The 17,643-nt window shown below is 69.9% G+C and carries 12 protein-coding genes; 11 read left to right on the top strand and 1 reads right to left on the bottom strand.

The genetic code is table 11. The features are described from left to right. Positions 1-53: 53 nt before the first annotated feature. The 4 genes from nusG (at position 54) to H9640_RS15015 (ending at position 4,603) form a co-directional block, all read left to right on the top strand. A complete protein-coding gene (gene nusG, locus H9640_RS15030) occupies positions 54-869 on the top strand; it encodes a transcription termination/antitermination protein NusG (RefSeq protein WP_191791555.1) in 816 nt (271 codons plus the stop codon). 73 nt (positions 870-942) lie between these two features. Then, positions 943-1,374, top strand: coding sequence for a 50S ribosomal protein L11 (gene rplK, locus H9640_RS15025; protein ID WP_030151954.1), 432 nt, complete (start codon positions 943-945; stop codon positions 1,372-1,374). 154 nt (positions 1,375-1,528) lie between these two features. Further along, positions 1,529-2,245 carry a 50S ribosomal protein L1 gene (gene rplA / locus H9640_RS15020; RefSeq protein ID WP_191791553.1) on the top strand — a complete coding sequence of 239 codons (717 nt, stop codon included), beginning with the start codon at positions 1,529-1,531 and terminating at the stop codon, positions 2,243-2,245. A 315-nt stretch (positions 2,246-2,560) separates the two neighbouring features. Next, positions 2,561-4,603 carry an alkaline phosphatase family protein gene (locus H9640_RS15015; RefSeq protein ID WP_191791550.1) on the top strand — a complete coding sequence of 681 codons (2,043 nt, stop codon included), beginning with the start codon at positions 2,561-2,563 and terminating at the stop codon, positions 4,601-4,603. Positions 4,604-4,744: 141 nt separating this feature from the next. Here the strand turns inward: H9640_RS15015 and H9640_RS15010 are convergent, their stop codons facing one another. Then, the gene (locus H9640_RS15010; protein WP_318243793.1) at positions 4,745-6,130 is read right to left on the bottom strand and encodes a glycosyl hydrolase family 18 protein; all 1,386 of its coding nucleotides are present in this window, start codon (positions 6,128-6,130) and stop codon (positions 4,745-4,747) included. Positions 6,131-6,607: 477 nt separating this feature from the next. On the opposite strand from H9640_RS15010, the gene H9640_RS15005 reads away from it, so the two are divergent. The 7 genes from H9640_RS15005 to rpoB all read left to right on the top strand — a co-directional run bounded on the left by H9640_RS15005 (position 6,608) and on the right by rpoB (position 17,563). Beyond that, on the top strand, positions 6,608-7,252 hold the full coding sequence (locus H9640_RS15005) for an RNA polymerase sigma factor (RefSeq protein ID WP_191791546.1): 645 nt from the start codon (positions 6,608-6,610) through the stop codon (positions 7,250-7,252). Further along, entirely contained in the window at positions 7,249-7,746 is a 498-nt protein-coding gene (locus H9640_RS15000) for a carboxypeptidase-like regulatory domain-containing protein (RefSeq protein WP_191791544.1), read from the top strand. Before H9640_RS15005 ends, H9640_RS15000 begins: the two co-directional genes overlap by 4 nt. A gap of 89 nt (positions 7,747-7,835) precedes the next feature. Further along, the gene (locus tag H9640_RS14995; RefSeq protein ID WP_191791542.1) at positions 7,836-9,626 is read left to right on the top strand and encodes a S8/S53 family peptidase; all 1,791 of its coding nucleotides are present in this window, start codon (positions 7,836-7,838) and stop codon (positions 9,624-9,626) included. 24 nt (positions 9,627-9,650) lie between these two features. Next, positions 9,651-12,203, top strand: a complete 2,553-nt coding sequence (locus H9640_RS19735; protein ID WP_191791539.1) for a CHAT domain-containing protein — start codon at positions 9,651-9,653, stop codon at positions 12,201-12,203. 341 nt (positions 12,204-12,544) lie between these two features. Beyond that, positions 12,545-13,072: a 50S ribosomal protein L10 gene (rplJ, locus tag H9640_RS14985; RefSeq protein WP_191791537.1), complete on the top strand. Its 528-nt coding sequence runs from the start codon at positions 12,545-12,547 to the stop codon at positions 13,070-13,072. Between the two features lie 108 nt (positions 13,073-13,180). Beyond that, on the top strand, positions 13,181-13,564 hold the full coding sequence (gene rplL, locus H9640_RS14980) for a 50S ribosomal protein L7/L12 (protein WP_030151946.1): 384 nt from the start codon (positions 13,181-13,183) through the stop codon (positions 13,562-13,564). A 474-nt stretch (positions 13,565-14,038) separates the two neighbouring features. Continuing rightward, complete coding sequence (rpoB, locus tag H9640_RS14975; RefSeq protein ID WP_191791536.1) at positions 14,039-17,563, top strand: DNA-directed RNA polymerase subunit beta; 3,525 nt, start codon at positions 14,039-14,041, stop codon at positions 17,561-17,563. The last annotated feature ends 80 nt before the right edge of the window (positions 17,564-17,643 follow it).

Below are 17,643 nucleotides of genomic sequence, written 5' to 3'. Positions count from 1 at the left end.
TCCCGGTCCCGTCAGTTGCATGTTCGCGTAGTCAGCAGAAAGCAGGTTCGTTCGTGTCCCAGGAGTCGCTGGACCAGGCGGAGAACGTCGATCCCACCGAGCCCGTCGCCGAAGGCGCCGAGGCCGAGCTCGACGCGCCCGAGGCTGCCATCGACGAGGTCGAGGCGGACGCGGAGGCGCAGGACGCCCCGGACACCGAGGTGGAGGACGAGGAGTCGGCCGAGGCTGACGACGAGTCCCGCGTCGACGAGGACGGCGACGTCCTCGACGACCTCGACCCCGTCGAGGAGTTCAAGAAGGACCTGCGCACCAAGCCTGGTGACTGGTTCGTCATCCACTCCTACGCGGGCTACGAGAACCGTGTGAAGGCCAACCTGGAGAACCGCATCCAGAGCCTGAACATGGAGGACTTCATCTTCCAGATCGAGGTCCCCATGGAAGAGGTCGCGGAGATCAAGAACGCGCAGAAGAAGATCGTCCGTCGCGTCCGTATCCCCGGCTACGTCCTGGTGCGCATGGACCTGACCGACGAGTCGTGGGGCGCGGTGCGCCACACGCCCGGTGTCACCGGCTTCGTGGGGCACACCCACCAGCCCGTGCCGCTGACGCACGACGAGGTCTTCTCCATGCTGGCCCCGACGATCGAGCCCAAGGCCGAGGCCGGCAAGCCTGCCGCGACCGCCAAGGCGCCGTTCGAGGTCGACTTCCAGGTCGGCGAGTCGGTCACCGTCACCGACGGTCCGTTCGACACGCTCCCCGCGACGATCTCCGAGATCAACGCCGAGGGCCAGAAGCTCAAGGTCCTCGTCTCCATCTTCGGCCGGGAGACCCCGGTCGAGCTGTCGTTCAACCAGGTCGCCAAGATCTGACCCTGCTCGACAGCACCTGCAACCGGGTCATCGCCCACGGCGTCGGCCCAGACACAGAAAGCACGGAACACTCATGCCTCCCAAGAAGAAGGTCTCTGGGCTGATCAAGCTCCAGATCCAGGCCGGTGCCGCAACTCCCGCCCCGCCGATCGGCCCCGCGCTCGGTCAGCACGGCGTCAACATCATGGAGTTCTGCAAGGCCTACAACGCGGCGACCGAGTCGCAGCGCGGCAACGTCATCCCCGTGGAGATCACGGTCTACGAGGACCGTTCCTTCACCTTCATCACGAAGACGCCGCCGGCCGCCGAGCTCATCAAGAAGGCCGCTGGCGTCGACAAGGGTTCGCCCACGCCGCACACGGTCAAGGTCGCGAAGCTGACCTCTGCGCAGGTGCGCGAGATCGCTCAGACCAAGCTCGAGGACCTCAACGCGAACGACCTCGACGCAGCGACGCTCATCATCGCGGGCACCGCCCGTTCGATGGGCATCACCGTCGAGGGCTGAGTTCCACCCCCTCCGGACCGGTCCTGACCGGTCCTTCGGTCGGCCTCCTGGCCGGCCAGTCATGAATCATCAGGTCCCGGCGGGTTCGCCCGCCGGGGCAGTGGCAGGGTCCGCGCGGACCCGTAGACCACGACTGCTCGAGAAGGAGAAGCAGATGGCAACGCGCAGCAAGGCGTACCGCGCCGCAGCGGAGAAGATCGACCACGACGAGCTCTACTCCCCGCTCCAGGCCGTCCGCCTGGCGAAGGAGACCTCGCCCACCAAGTACGACGCGACCGTCGAGGTCGCCTTCCGTCTCGGTGTCGACCCCCGCAAGGCGGACCAGATGGTCCGTGGCACGGTCAACCTCCCCCACGGCACGGGCAAGACCGCTCGCGTCCTGGTCTTCGCGAACGGCGAGAAGGCGGAGCAGGCTCGTGCGGCCGGCGCCGACATCGTCGGTGGCGACGAGCTCATCGAGAAGGTGGCCGCTGGCTTCACGGACTTCGACTCCGCTGTCGCGACCCCGGACCTCATGGGCAAGGTCGGTCGTCTCGGTAAGGTCCTGGGCCCCCGTGGTCTGATGCCGAACCCGAAGACCGGCACCGTCACGATGGACGTCGCGAAGGCCGTCGAGGACATCAAGGGTGGAAAGATCGAGTTCCGCGTCGACAAGCACGCGAACCTCCACTTCATCATCGGCAAGGTCTCGTTCGACGAGAAGGCGCTCGTGGAGAACTACGCCGCAGCGATCGAAGAGGTCCTGCGTCTGAAGCCGTCCTCCTCGAAGGGCCGCTACATCACCAAGGCGACGCTCTCGACCACGATGGGCCCCGGCATCCCGCTGGACCAGTCCAAGGTCTCGAAGCTTCTCGAGGACGACGCGGCCTGATCGCCTCGTTCTTCAAGCCCGACGGCGTCCCTCCCCTTCACGGGGAGGGACGCCGTCGGGCTTTTGTCGTCCTGAGGCCCGGCGCGTGGCCGGCCGTGGTGCCGCGGCCTGACGTAGAGCCGTTATGCCCGGTTCGTTCCTGTGGTGACGCGATCTGCAGCCCGCCGGCCGGAGACGTTCACTGTCTCGATCGTCCCGGTTCATCACCGGTCTGCTTGGCGCCGTCAGAGTGATGCCTGTCTGGACAAGTGAGTCTCGCGACGCCGTCCGGACATCACATCCATGACGTGCACCATGACGACTGAAGGGTTGGACATGCGCAAGATCGCACACCTGGCACTCGCCGGGAGCCTGGCGACGGGGACGCTCCTCGTGCCGGCGGCCGCGTTCGCGGCCGAGGGAGACGCCCCCGTCCTGCAGGGAACTCGTACGGACAAGACGCTCGTGATCGGCCTGGACGGCGCACGGCTCGACGAGATCGAGGCCGCCTCGACCCCGAACCTCCACGCGCTCATGCAGCGCGGGACGTACGGGCACAGCCTCCTGTACGCCACGAGCGACGCCGCGGAGGTGAGCCAGCGCGGGGCCCAGACGGTGTCGGGCGCGGGATGGTCGACGATCCTCACGGGCGTGTGGACGGACAAGCACAACGTCCGGGACAACTCGTTCACGGGCAAGAACTACGCGCAGTACCCCAGCTTCCTCGACCGTCTCGAGCAGGTCGACCCGAGCATCGCGACCTTCGCGGCCTCGACCTGGGCACCGATCACGTCGTCGGCGAGCAACGGGGACATCGTCTCGGCCGGGATCGACCTGCGTCTCGCGACAGGCTCGGACGTCAAGACCGAGCAGGCCGCGGTCACGTACCTCGGGACGCAGAACCCGGACGTGAGCTTCATCCACCTCGACGACATCGACGGCGCGGGCCACAGCCACGGCGCTGACGCCGCGCAGTACACGGCCGAGCTCGAGGTCCAGGACGCCCGCATCGGGCGGGTCCTCGCCGCGATCGAGGCCCGCCCCCACCGGGCGGCCGAGACCTGGAACGTCATCGTGACGGCCGACCACGGGCACCTTCCCACGGGTGGCCACGGCGGCCGGGCCCAGACCGAGCGCGCGACGTTCGTCATCGCGGCCGGAGACGGCGTCGAGGCGCGAGGACGGCAGGAGAACCTCGCCATCACGGACATCGCTCCGACGGTCATGCGGCAGGCGGGCGTCGCGGTGGACCCCGCGTGGGGCCTCGACGGCACCCCGATCGGCGACGACGTCACGGACGACTTCGACAGCCTGCGCCCCGCGCTCTCGCCACGCGTCGACGAGACGGGCGTCCCCGCCGGGACGCTCGGCTTCACGACCACGCCGCCGTCCGGCTGGAGCGTGGACAACTCGGCCATGCCGTCAGGTGGTGTGACCGAGTGGCGCGGCTGGTCGTTCACGACACAGACGTTCTGGTCCGCGGCGGAGCCGGGTCAGGCGCGCGAGAACTTCACGCGCGGACGTGACGTGATCGCGGTCGCGGACTCCGACGAGTGGGACGACAAGAGCCACGGCGCGGGAAAGTTCGACTCGACGCTCGTGACGCCGGCGTACTCGGTGGCGGGCAAGGAGCAGGCCGTGCTGAGCTTCGAGCACTCCTACCGTCACGACCGCGTGCAGGTCGCCGAAGTGCTCGTGAGCTTCGACGGAGGTGCACCGGTCCAGGTGGCGGCGTTCCCTGCGAGCGACAACGGGCAGCGCACGATCGTGACGGAGGTCCCGGCCGGGACGAGGACCGCGCAGTACCGGTTCCACTACAGCGGGACGAACGACTGGTTCTGGGCCCTGGACCAGGTGCGTTTCGCGGCGCAGGGCGGGACCGACCCTGCCGGCTCGGAGGGCGTCGCGCTCCAGGCGGTCGTCGAGGAGCCCGTCGTCGAGGGCAGGCTCTCGATGACGGTGGCGAGCGACGGCGCGCCCGTGACGCTCGAAGGCGGCCTCGACGGTGACCACCTGACCTACACCGCGGCCCTGCCCGTGGTGAGCGTCTCCGACACCCGCCTCGAGGCCGCGGGGTGGGCCGTGTCCGGGCAGTCGACCGCGTTCTCCACGGGGACGACGACGTTCGGTGCCGAGCAGCTCGGCTGGACGCCTCGCCTGGTGCTGGGCAAGCCGGGCGTCGTCGTCGGTCAGCGCGTGTCCTCGGTGCTGAGCGGGGGAGCGGGGCTGTCGGTCCCGCAGACCCTCGCCGGTGCCGACGCGATCGGTCGCAAGGGCACGTCCGACGTCACGGCCGACCTCGCTCTCGAGCTGCCGGCCGACACGGCGCCGGGTGCGTACGGCGCGACGCTGACGATGTCGCTCTTCCCCGTGGACTGAGCGGGGGCGTGAGCGGCCTGGTTCGCGGGCAGGACTCCGCGGACAGCACCGAGCCGCTCGGTCCGCCACTCCCTGGGCGGGGTGGAGAACCGAGCGGCTCGGGTCGTACGAGGGGGGTCGTCGGCCTCCCGTGGAGGGGCCTCAGCAGGCGCCGAGGTCCTTCCACACGCCCCAGTCGCTGGGGGCCGGAGCGTCGCCGCGGGTCCACCACTTGGCCTGCCACGTGCGGCCGTTGTGGGAGACGGTGTTGCCGCCCGTGTAGATGGTCGTCGCGCTCCAGGGGGCGGCCGCGCAGGTGGCGCCCGTGGTGCCGCCGGTCGTCCCGCCCGTCGTCCCGCCGGTCGTCCCGCCGGTCGTCCCGCCGGTGGTGCCGCCGGTCGTCCCGCCGGTGGTGCCGCCGGTGGTGCCGCCGGTCGTCCCGCCGGTGGTGCCGCCGGTCGTCCCGCCCGTCGTCCCGCCGGTGGATCCACCACCGGAGCCCGTGCCGAGGCGCGCACCGACGGCCGTCGCGAACGCGTAGTTGTTCTTCTTGTCCCAGTTGATCGACCAGGTCATGACGCCGCCGATCTTCCCGTAGGGCGTCGCGGGCTTGAAGGCGCCGCAGTTCGTCCCGGTCTCGAGGCAGTCGACGGCCTTGATGACGTTCGCGACGGGCTGGTAGCCGCCACCCGCCGCGGCCTGGACGGCGGGGACGCCGATGCCGACCTGGTCGGGGCGCAGGCCCATCTGGAGCTGGATGCAGCTCAGCGCGGTGAGGAAGTCGACGCTGCCCTGGCTGTAGACCTGCTGGTTGCAGCCCATCATCGCGCCCGAGTTGTAGTACTGGGTGTTGACGATCGTCAGGATGTCCTTGATCGCGAGCGTGAGCTGGTAGTAGCCCATCGAGGTGGCCTGGTAGTCGATGGTCTGGGGGGCCATCGCGATGATGAGGTTCGGGCCGGCCTTGGCCGAGAGCTGATGCAGCGCGCTCGACATGTACGTGGCGTTGATGCCGTGCTCGAGGTCGATGTCGACGCCGTCGAAGCCGTACTCCTGCATGAGGGCGTACGCGGTGTCGGCGAAGTTCTTCGCCTCGGTCGCGTTGGAGACGATGACGTTCCCCTTCTCGCCACCGACCGACAGGATGACCTTGCGGCCCTGTGCCCGGATCGCCGCGACGTCGGCCTTGAACTGGGGCACGGTGTACCCGTTCAGCTCGGCGGTCGAGAGGTTGAACGTGATGCCGCCGGGCGTGCCGGTCAGGTTGTCGGCGAACGCGACGGCGACCAGGTTGTAGGCGGGCGGGATGTCGCTCAGCGGCATGACGACCGAGCCGTTGTTGAAGTTGTGCCAGTAGCCCGTGAGCCACTGGTGGCCCGGCGCGGCGGCGGCCGCGACGGTCGTGGGCTGCGCCGCGGGCTGCGGGGCGGCCTGGGCGCTCGTGCCGGCGAGCGCGAGGCCGCCGAGGGCGACCGTGGCCGCGGTCAGTGCCGCGAGCAGGCGGGCCGGGCGGCGGGCGCCGTCGGCGGTGTGGCGATGGGTTCTCACGTGGTGCTCCTCTTGCAGGGGTCCGGGACGTCGTCGTCTCACCGGGACCGTCCGAGTGGTCCGATCTGGGTCGGCCATGCCGACGCTACGTGAGCCGCGTCACGCCTGTGATGAGGGGTTCCACCACTCTCTGGCCGCGAGCGGTACGGGGATCCCCCTACGGGTCGCGTACCCGTACACGCGAGGCCCCGCGTCCCGACGACGTCGCTCGGGTCGCGGGGAGCAGGTCACCGAGGCCGTCCAGGGTGATCCTCGAGAAGCGTCTCGCGAGCGTGTATCAAACGCGCCGCCGGTCCCTCTCTCCCGGCAGGAAGCGGTCCGGTGCTCCACCGGCCCGGTGCGTCGAGCGTGCGTGAGCACGAGCTGGAGGGAGGTCCTGCCGTGGCAGAAATGCTTGTCCCACCTGGGCAGACGCCTCTAGAATCGGGTTCCCCCGAATCACCCGCGCACGACCGAGAGCAAACGGCGCACCCAGCCATGACACGGATCACCGAGGACGTCCCGGAAGTCGACGAGCCGGAGGTGAGCCTCGGAGATCGCGCCGCGGCCGCCCTGCTCGACTACCGAGAGGGCAAGCACCAGGCACTGGCCGACTTCGTGCGAGAGGCCACCCCGTTGCTGTGGCACACGGTCAGGGCCCAGGGAGTCGTCCGCGAGCAGGCCGACGACATCGTCCAGAACACCTGGATGGCCCTCGTGCGCAACGCTCACACCATCCAGGAACCGCACGCCGTGCTCAAGTGGCTCCTGGTGACCGCCAAGCGCGGGGCCTGGGAGGCCGTCCGCAAGCAGCGGGAGGACCAGAAGCGCCGGACCGAGCTGCCCGACGACATGCTCGAGGGGCCCACGGGCACCCTGCCCTCTTCCGACCCCACCCCTGAGGCCCAGGTCCTCGACGTGGAGCGCGACCGCCACCTGTGGCGCGCTGTCCTCCAGCTGCCGGAGCGCTGTCAGCAGCTCCTCCGGCTGATCTCGTTGGCGGACCGACCCGACTACAAGTACATCTCGAGCGCCATCGGCATGCCGGTGGGCAGCATCGGGTCCAACCGTGGGCGGTGCTTGGCAAAGCTCCGCGACATCATCGAGAGCGAGCAGGGGGACAGGACATGGGAAACACCATGAGCGCACCGTTGGGGTACAGCCCCGAGGAACCGCTGGACGCCGTAGATCTCGAGATCCTGGCGGATCTCGCCCGCATCCACGCGACGCTCGACCCGGTACCCGACGGGCTCGTCGAGCGATCGCTGTTCGCCATCACGCTCGCAGGCCTGGAGGCCGAGGTCATGGAGCTCGAGTACGTCCGCGTGCCGGAGATGTCCGTCCGGGGCGAGGCGCCGCCGGTCGAGGCGCGCACCATCACCTTCACGGCCGAGTCCTTGACCGTCATGATCACGCTGTCCGCTCGTGACGACGGTCGGATCCGGATCGACGGCTGGGCCGCGCCGGCCGCAGAGCTGACGGTCGAGCTGCACCGACCGGACGGGATGGTCGCGACCGTCGCCGACGAGGACGGCCGGTTCGTCTTCGACGCCGTCGGGCCCGGTCCTGCCAGTCTGCTGCTCCGCGCCCCCGGCTGCGACGGCGACGCCGTGACGACCCCGATCATCGAGCTGTAGTCGTACGGCTCGTCTTTCTCGCCTCGCCTCGCCTCGCAACGCCGGGCCGATCGACCCGACGGTAGTCCCTTTCGTGCATTGGAGCACCGATGAGTGAGACCCCTCAGCAGCCGACTACCCCTCCGGGGCGACCGGCCTTCGGCGACCGTCCGAGCCGTCTGCAGTGGCGTACCCGGACTCTCGACCCGATCACCGCACCGCGCGGAGCGGGCAAGGCGTCACCGCACCCCACGTGGTACGTCGGTGACCGGATCCTCCTGCCCGGATCCCTCGAGGACCGGACGGACGAGGGGCCCCTGAGCCGGCTCAGGACGGTTGCGGCCCGGTTCGGCCTCGCGGTAGAGATCGAGAAGTCGAGCGAGGATGACGCCGCGCTGCTCGACGAGGCGGATCTCGACCCCGAGACGACCCGTGACCTGCGAGAGGTCTTCGGGGTGTCGGTCCGTCTGCGCAGGGCGCAGGACAACAACGGTCCGCTGCCCGACGCGTGGGAAGTGATCGAGGACCTCGGGGGTCGCCTCCTCCTCGACGACAGGAGCCCTCGGCTCGCTCTCGACCACATGATCGCGCCCGCACCCTACATCGGGGGCCAGCCCGCGATCCAGCCCTTCCCATACACGCAGGGCCATCCCTACACCCAGGGCCACCCGTACACGCAAGGTCACCCCTACACCCAAGGCCACCCGTACACGCAGGGGCATCCCGCAGGGACCGCCGAGTACTCGGTGCCGGGGTGGGGTGGGCGTACCCCGGTCAACTGGATCGGACCGGTCCCAGCCCGGACCCGGGGGCGTGGGGCCGACGACTTCACCGACGCCGAGGGAGTCAGTCGTCCGGTCGTCGCCGTCCTGGACACCGGCGTGGGCGAGCACCCGTGGTTCGACGACGACCTCGATGAGCGTGGGACCGTCGTCGTCCGGGACCCGGAGCTGTTGGGGCAGCCGCTGTCGACCCTTCCGGAGACGGAGTACGACTACGAGAATCCGGAGATCGGCGGGGTGTCGATCTCTCCCTTGACCGGCCCGCTCGACCCGGTCGCCGGGCACGGAACCTTCATCGCGGGCCTCGTGCACCAGAAGTGTCCCGATGCCGTCATCCTCGCACCTCGGCTCTACGGGGGCTCCGGTGTCGTCCCTGAGCGGGACCTCCTGAGGTCGCTGCGCCGACTGCTCTTGTGGCACGTGCTCGGGCTCAGCGGGCGGGCGGGCTACGCCCCGGTCGACGTCCTGGTCCTGTCGTTGGGCTACTACCACGAGCGCCCCGAGGACGCCGCGTTCGACGCTCCGTTCGGCACGGTCATCCGGGCGTTGCGGCGCTACGGCGTCCTCGTCGTGGTGTCCTCCGGCAACGACGGCCAGGTCCGCCCGATGTACCCCGCGGCGTTCGCCCCGCACATCGACCGCAAGGTGAAGCCTCCGGTGCCGCTGGATCCCTCGGCGCTACTCCTTGCGGAACCGCCCGTCATGGCGGTCGGAGCGCAGAACCCTGACGAGACGACGGCCCTGTTCAGCAACGACGGGCCGTGGGTGACCTGCGTCCGGCCCGGGGCCGCGCTGGTCTCGACCGCTCCGACCACGATCGACGGGGCGGTCGCCCCGTCGAGGTGGGTCAAGGAGCTCTGGTCGGACGGTCGCCGGGCGACGATCGACCCCGAGGGCTTCCAAGGCGGCTTCGCAACCTGGAGCGGGACGTCGTTCGCGGCGCCGGTCCTCGCGGGCGAGCTCGCGGCGACCTTGCTCGCTCGTCGAGCGCAGGACCCGACGTCGCCGGCCGTGATCGAGCCTGGGCGAGGGGCGCCGCGGCGCTGCGCCTGGTTGTGGGGATCCGTTACCCTGGCGACGGGGCTCGTGCCCAGAGATCCAGCGGTAGACATGGGGTGATGGGGCGTGGCGGGTCGTGTGCCGGTGAGCGTGCTCGACGCGTGGGCGACCGCCCAGTCCATCAACTCTCAGGGGCAGCATGCTCGCGCCGCGCGGCTCTTCCGCCAGATCATCGACCAGGTCGGTGACCCGGTCCATGGAGAGCCGCGCGAGATCGCCTACGCCCGGGTCCGGGCACTTGTCGGTTATGCGCAGACGCAGTTCGAGCTCTCCGGTTCCCTGGCGGCGTCCCTGGACACCCTCGACACCGCTGCACGGTGGGCGAAGATGTCCCGTCTGCCGGAGCTCGACCTGGTCATCCGCGGTCAACGCGGTCTCCTGTTCTACCGGACCGGTCGCGGTGCCGAGTCGCTCGCCGAGCTGGACGTCGCCGCGGCGGGCTTACAGGACGCCGATCCGCTCGACTCGGCGGTGCTGCTCCTCAACCGGGGCTCCTTGCACCTCGAGCTCGGCAACCTCGACCGTGCGTCCGAAGACCTGGCGGTGGCAGCGCGCTGCGCGGACGACATGGGCGATCTGCTCCTGCTGTCCAAGGCGCAGCACAACCTCGGCTACGTGGAGTTCCTGCGGGGCGACCTACCGACCGCCCTGCGGGCCATGGAGGAAGCCGAGCACAGTGCGCCCGAGCGGCACGCTTCGGTCGGGCTCATCGACAAGGCGCAGGTCCTGATCGAGGCCGGTCTGCTCTCCGACGCGGACACGACGCTCGCCGAGGCGCGCGAGCACCTCGCGCGCAACAGGATGGTCCGGGACGTCGCCGAGGTCGAGCTGCTGCGTGCCCAGTGCCTCGTAGGGCTGCGCCGCTACACGGAGGCACAGCGGCAGGCCCGTGCGGCCGCGACCCGGTTCGACCGGATCGGCAACGGCCCGTGGGCGGCTCGTGCTCGGGTCGCCGAGCTCCAGGCACGGCTCGCCGAGGACCGGTCGGCGGGGATCTCTGCCGGTGTGGCGCGCCGGCGGGCTGCCCGTGCCCTTGCTCTCGCCGACGTCGGCGTCGGGCTCGGGGAGGCCACGGGTCGTGGGGTGACCGTTCCTGCTCAGCTCCTTGCCGCCGAGTGGCTCCTCGCGGCGAAGGACACGGCGGGCGCTCGGGAGATCCTTGCGAAGGTCCCGCGCCACCTCGGACGGGTGGCGCTGCCGCTCCGCCTGCAGCACCAGGCCGTGTCGGCCCAGGTGGCGTTCGCCACCGGGGAGCGGGACGTGGCGCTACGCGCTGTGCGCAGAGGGCAGCGCATGCTGGCGGAGCACCGAGAAGGGCTGGGTTCGGTCGACGCCGTGACGGCCTCCGCGGTCCACGGGGTGCGGCTCGGGCACGTCGACGTCGCGGCCGCGCTTCGTACCGGCCGACCGGCTGCGCTCCTCGACGCCGTCGAACGTGGACGCGCGACCGTCGCGGGGACCGGACGGGTCCGACCGCCGTCCGACTCACGGTCCGCCGAGCTCCTCACGGCGGCGCGCCAGGAGATCGAGTCGGCCAGGCTCCTGGGGGCCAACCCGTCGGGGGAACGTCTCGAACGCCGTCGTGCGCACCTCAACGAGGCCCGACGCCTGCAGGAGGCCGCACGGCGTCGAGCCTGGCAGGACGGCGGGGGAGCGGCGACGCCGACCGCCGTCACCGCGCGCCGCCTGCGCCGCGCCCTGTCGACGGCGAGCCCGTCGACGGTCGTCGCGAACTTCGTCGTCGCGGACGAGGCGCTGCGCGTCCTGCGTGCGGACGCCTCGGGGCTGAGCATGATCCGGCTGGCCTCCATGGCGGAGGTCGGCGAGCGTATCCGGCGCACGCGCGCGGACCTCGACGTCCTGTCGAACGCCCTGATCCCGGCGCCCATGCGGGCCGCCGCCCGGGCGTCGCTCGACCGGAGCCTGGCGTGGCTGGACCGTGAGGTCCTCGCGCCGATCGACGCGCAGGGCGACCTGCACATCGCCGCGCGGGACCTGCTCCTCGCGGTGCCGTGGTCCTCGCTGCCCTCACGTGCAGGACGTCGGACCTGGGTCAACTCGTGGATCGATCTGCAGGAGGCGGCGGTCGACCAGACCAAGCCGGACGTCGTGGTGGTCGCCGGACCGGGGCTGCGGGCCGCCGTGACCGAGGCGGAGGCGGTCGCACAGACGTGGGATCGTGCGACCGTCCTCTCCGGCGAGGAGGCCACGTGCTCGGCCACGGTCGAGAAGCTGCCGTCCGCGGCGGTCGTCCACCTCGCGACCCACGGACGGCACGAGACCGACAACCCGTTGTTCTCCTCGCTGCGGCTCGCGGACGGCCCGCTGTTCGCGCACGAGCTGGACGGCGTGGACCTCCGTGGGGCCGTGGTCGTCCTCTCGGCCTGCGAGGCGGGTCTGTCGACGGTCCGGATCGGTGGTGAACCCCTCGGGCTCACGAGCGTCCTGCTCCGGCTCGGGGCAGCGGCCGTGGTCTCGAGCGTGGCGCCCTTGCGGGACGACGTCGCCGCGCGCGTCATGCCCGAGTTCCACGGCCGGCTGCGCTCCGGGGCCACGCCGGGGGACGCCCTCGCGACCGCGATCGCGCACGAGGACGAGCCCGTGCCCCTCGTCTGCTTCGGGCCCCTCGCGGTCTGAGGCGGGCGGCCCGGGCGGCGGCGCACCACCGCGCGCCGCCGGACTGCGCGTGCTGCGCGCCGCCGTCGGACCGGATTTGGAGCACGCGCCCGCGTCACGTACCCTGGTCCAGTACCCAAGACCGCCGGTCGTACCGTCCTGCCCGCTGACTCGTCAGCTGCAGTCCGGACCGAAGTCCCGCAGAAGTGCGGAGGCCAGCGCAGGTGAGAGTTCACGGAGCGGGCGAGAGCCTGCACTTCGAGCCCCGCGCCTGCGCGGGGCTCTTCTCGTCTCCGCAGGACCTCACCCCCCAGGGCCCCCGCCCTGCGGAGACCGGTGGCACCACCACCGGAAGGATTGCCATGGCGAGGCCGGACAAGGCAGCCGCAGTCGCAGAGCTCACGGAGAACTTCCGCGAGTCGAACGCGGCCGTGCTGACCGAGTACCGCGGGCTCACCGTCGCGCAGCTCAAGCAGCTGCGTCGGTCGCTCAGCGGCAACGCAACCTACGCCGTGGTGAAGAACACGCTGACCGCCATCGCGGCCAAGGAAGCCGGCATCGAGATCGACGCCGACTTCAAGGGCCCCTCGGCCATCGCCTTCGTGACCGGTGACCCGGTCGAGGCGGCCAAGGGCCTGCGTGACTTCGCCAAGGCGAACCCCGCACTGGTCATCAAGGGCGGTGTCCTCGACGGGCGCTCCCTGACCGCTGCGGAGATCACCAAGCTCGCGGACCTCGAGTCCCGCGAGGTCCTGCTGGCCAAGCTGGCCGGCGCGTTCAAGCAGCCGCTCTACCAGGCGGCATACCTGTTCAACGCGCCCGCTTCGCAGGCCGTCCGCACCATCGATGCCCTGCGCCTCAAGCAGGAATCGGAGAGCGCTGCCGCCTGATCCTCGTCTGAGGATCGCGCAGCACGCACACACCCCCTCTGCTTCCAGCAGGGCTCTGTGGATCGTTGACAGGGCCGCTGCCGAGCACCAACCGAAAGGACCGCCATCATGGCGAAGCTCAGCACCGAAGAGCTCATCGAGCAGTTCAAGGGCCTCTCCCTCATCGAGCTCTCCGAGTTCGTGAAGGCGTTCGAGGACGCTTTCGAGGTCACCGCGGCCGCTCCGGCCGCCGTCGCCGTCGCAGGCCCCGCGGCCGCTGCCGCCGAGGAGGTCGAGGAGAAGACGGAGTTCGACGTCATCCTCGAGGCTGCCGGCGACAAGAAGATCCAGGTCATCAAGGAGGTGCGTGCCCTCACGAGCCTCGGCCTGAAGGAGGCCAAGGACCTCGTTGACGGCGCCCCCAAGCCCGTCCTGGAGAACGTCGCCAAGGACGCTGCTGACAAGGCCAAGGCTGCCCTCGAGGGCGCCGGCGCAACCGTCACCGTCAAGTGATCACTGCCCCTCGGGGCGGTATCGCATGACAGGTCGCCTCGCGCGACCTGACAGGTAGCACAGGCGACGAGGCCCGTATCCCTTCGGGGGTGCGGGCCTCTCGTCGCCTCTTCGTCTTCCGGCCCGACGCCGGAGCCCGCCTTCCACGGGAAGGTGCGGGCGCCGTCGGGCAGGGAGTCTCTTCGTGTTCTTGGGCGGCATATGGCGGCCACCGAGAAGATGTCCTCACCGGCCCGGTGGGGGAGTGCAGTGGCGTGACGACGGTCTTGACAGGCCGTGATTTCGCGTCGCTGGACACGCTTGACTGGGCCGGGTATGCTAGCGCTTTGCGCTCGCGTGTGCCCTCGGCACCCTCTGTACTGCCCGGACCGTCTTCGGTGTGCGTCCATCGTGCACCACGGCAGCCTCAGGGGGAAGAGGTCCTCCAGCCACGCAGCGTACAGCGTGCAATCGATCTGCAGGGAAGGACCCCTCTTGGCTGCCTCGCGCACCCCTTCTGCTCCGTCCGCCGACGCTATCGCGAACCGCACCGCTTCCCGGCGCGTATCTTTCGCCAAGATCTACGAGCCTCTCGAGGTGCCCGACCTGCTCGGGCTCCAGACCGAGAGCTTCGACTGGCTGCTGGGCAACCCGGCGTGGCGCGCACGCGTCGACGCCGCGGCCGCCGCCGGTCGCCAGGACGTCCCCGCGACGTCGGGTCTCGAGGAGATCTTCGAGGAGATCTCCCCGATCGAGGACTTCGGCTCCTCCATGTCTCTCTCCTTCTCCAACCACCGCTTCGAGCCCCCGAAGTACACGGCCGAGGAGTGCAAGGAGAAGGACTTCACCTTCGCCGCGCCGCTCTTCGTCACCGCGGAGTTCGTGAACTACAACACCGGTGAGATCAAGAGCCAGACGGTCTTCATGGGCGACTTCCCGCTCATGACCGCACGCGGCACCTTCATCATCAACGGCACCGAGCGCGTCGTCGTCTCGCAGCTCGTCCGTTCGCCCGGTGTGTACTTCGAGCGCCAGGCCGACAAGACCAGCGACAAGGACATCTACTCCGCGAAGATCATCCCGTCGCGCGGTGCGTGGCTGGAGTTCGAGATCGACAAGCGTGACGCCGTCGGCGTGCGCGTCGACCGCAAGCGCAAGCAGTCCGTCACCGTGCTGCTCAAGGCCCTCGGCCTGACCGAGTCGCAGATCCGCGAGGAGTTCGCGGACTTCCCGTCGGTGCTCGACACGCTCGAGAAGGACCACGTCCACACCGAGGAAGAGGCGCTCGTCGACCTCTACCGCAAGATCCGTCCGGGCGAGCCGCCCACGGTCGAGGCCGGTCGCTCGCTCCTCGAGAACTTCTACTTCAACCCCAAGCGCTACGACTTCGCAAAGGTCGGCCGCTACAAGGCGAACAAGAAGCTCGGCGTCGACGCGCCGCTCGGCGACTCCACGCTGTCCGTCACGGACATCGTCGCGACGATCAAGTACCTCGCCGCCCTGCACGCCGAGGTCACGACCCTGCCCGGCACGCGTGCCGGCGAGCCCGTCGAGATCCGCGTCGAGACCGACGACATCGACCACTTCGGCAACCGTCGTATCCGCGCCGTGGGTGAGCTCATCCAGAACCAGGTCCGCACGGGCCTGTCCCGTATGGAGCGCGTCGTGCGCGAGCGCATGACGACCCAGGACGTCGAGGCGATCACGCCCCAGACCCTGATCAACATCCGCCCCGTGGTGGCGTCGATCAAGGAGTTCTTCGGCACCTCGCAGCTGTCGCAGTTCATGGACCAGAACAACCCGCTCGCCGGCCTGACGCACAAGCGTCGTCTGTCCGCGCTGGGCCCGGGCGGTCTGTCCCGTGACCGCGCCGGCATGGAGGTCCGTGACGTCCACCCGTCGCACTACGGCCGCATGTGCCCCATCGAGACCCCTGAAGGCCCGAACATCGGTCTGATCGGCTCGCTCGCCTCCTACGGCCGGATCAACCCGTTCGGGTTCATCGAGACGCCGTACCGCAAGGTCGAGAAGGGCCAGGTCTCCGACGAGGTCGTCTACCTGACGGCCGACGACGAGGACCGCTACGTGATCGCCCAGGCGAACACCGAGCTCAACGCCGACGGTTCGTTCCGCGCCGAGCGCGTCCTGGTCCGCACCAAGGGTGGCGAGACGGCTGACGTCCTCGGCACCGAGGTCGACTACATGGACGTCTCGCCGCGCCAGATGGTGTCGGTCGCGACCGCCCTCATCCCGTTCCTCGAGCACGACGACGCGAACCGCGCGCTCATGGGTGCCAACATGCAGCGTCAGGCCGTGCCCCTGGTCCGTTCCGAGGCCCCGCTCGTGGGCACCGGCATGGAGCGTCGTGCAGCCATCGACGCCGGTGACGTCATCGTCGCCACCAAGCCCGGTGTCGTGACCGAGGTCTCCGCTGACCTGATCGTCGTCGCGAACGACGACGCGACCACGACGAGCTACCGCGCGGCGAAGTTCCGTCGCTCGAACCAGGGCACGTCGTACAACCAGCGCGTCGTCGTCGACGAGGGTGCTCGTGTCGAGGTCGGCTCCGTGCTGGCCGACGGCCCCGCGACCGACGAGGGCGAGCTCTCGCTCGGCCGCAACCTGCTCGTCGCGTTCATGTCCTGGGAAGGCCACAACTACGAGGACGCGATCATCCTGTCGCAGCGCCTCGTGCAGGACGACGTCCTGTCCTCGATCCACATCGAGGAGCACGAGGTCGACGCCCGCGACACGAAGCTCGGCCCCGAGGAGATCACGCGGGACATCCCGAACGTCTCCGAGGACGTCCTGGCGGACCTCGACGAGCGCGGTGTCATCCGCATCGGTGCCGAGGTCGGCGCAGGCGACGTGCTCGTCGGCAAGGTCACGCCCAAGGGCGAGACCGAGCTGACCCCGGAGGAGCGCCTCCTGCGCGCCATCTTCGGCGAGAAGGCCCGCGAGGTCCGCGACACGTCGCTCAAGGTTCCCCACGGCGAGTCCGGCACCGTCATCGGCGTCCGCGAGTTCAACCGCGAGGACGGCGACGAGCTGCCCGCCGGCGTGAACCAGCTGGTCCGCGTGTACATCGCGCAGCGACGCAAGATCACGGACGGCGACAAGCTCGCCGGGCGTCACGGCAACAAGGGTGTCATCTCGAAGATCCTCCCCGTCGAGGACATGCCCTTCCTCGAGGACGGCACCCCCGTGGACGTCATCCTCAACCCGCTGGGTGTCCCCGGTCGTATGAACGTCGGCCAGGTCCTCGAGACCCACCTCGGGTGGGTCGCGAAGCAGGGCTGGGACATCTCGCAGACCGACGGCGCAGCCGGCGAGGGCGACCTGTCCTGGAAGGAGCACGTCCCCGCGGTCGCTGCTTCGTCCGAGCCCGGTCGCCCCGTGGCGACGCCGGTGTTCGACGGGCTCGAGGAGGAGGCCCTCACGGGTCTGCTCTCCACGACGCTCCCGAACCGTGACGGCAACCGCATGGTCGGCCGCGACGGCAAGGCACGTCTGTTCGACGGCCGCTCCGGCGAGCCGTTCCCGGAGCCGGTCTCCGTGGGCTACATGTACATCCTGAAGCTCCACCACCTGGTGGACGACAAGATCCACGCCCGCTCGACCGGTCCGTACTCGATGATCACGCAGCAGCCGCTGGGTGGTAAGGCGCAGTTCGGTGGACAGCGTTTCGGCGAGATGGAGGTGTGGGCGCTCGAGGCATACGGCGCGGCGTACACCCTCCAGGAGCTGCTGACGATCAAGTCCGACGACGTCCCGGGCCGCGTGAAGGTCTACGAGGCGATCGTCAAGGGCGAGAACATCCCCGACTCGGGCATCCCGGAGTCCTTCAAGGTCCTCCTGAAGGAGATGCAGTCGCTGTGCCTGAACGTCGAGGTGCTCTCGAGCGACGGTGTCTCCATCGAGATGCGTGAGTCCGACGACGACGTGTACCGCGCTGCCGAGGAGCTCGGCATCGACCTGTCGCGTCGCCCCAACGCAGCATCCACGATCGACGAGATCTGATCTCGGAAGCGGTGGGGGCGTCCCTGGACGGCCGCCCCCCCCGCCACCCGACACTCTGTAGCACCTCCACCGCGCCGGCC

Origin of the sequence: Oerskovia gallyi (genome assembly GCF_014836745.1) — a bacterium.
Lineage (GTDB): Bacteria > Actinomycetota > Actinomycetes > Actinomycetales > Cellulomonadaceae > Oerskovia > Oerskovia paurometabola.
This window is presented reverse-complemented; position numbering and strand designations above follow the sequence as displayed.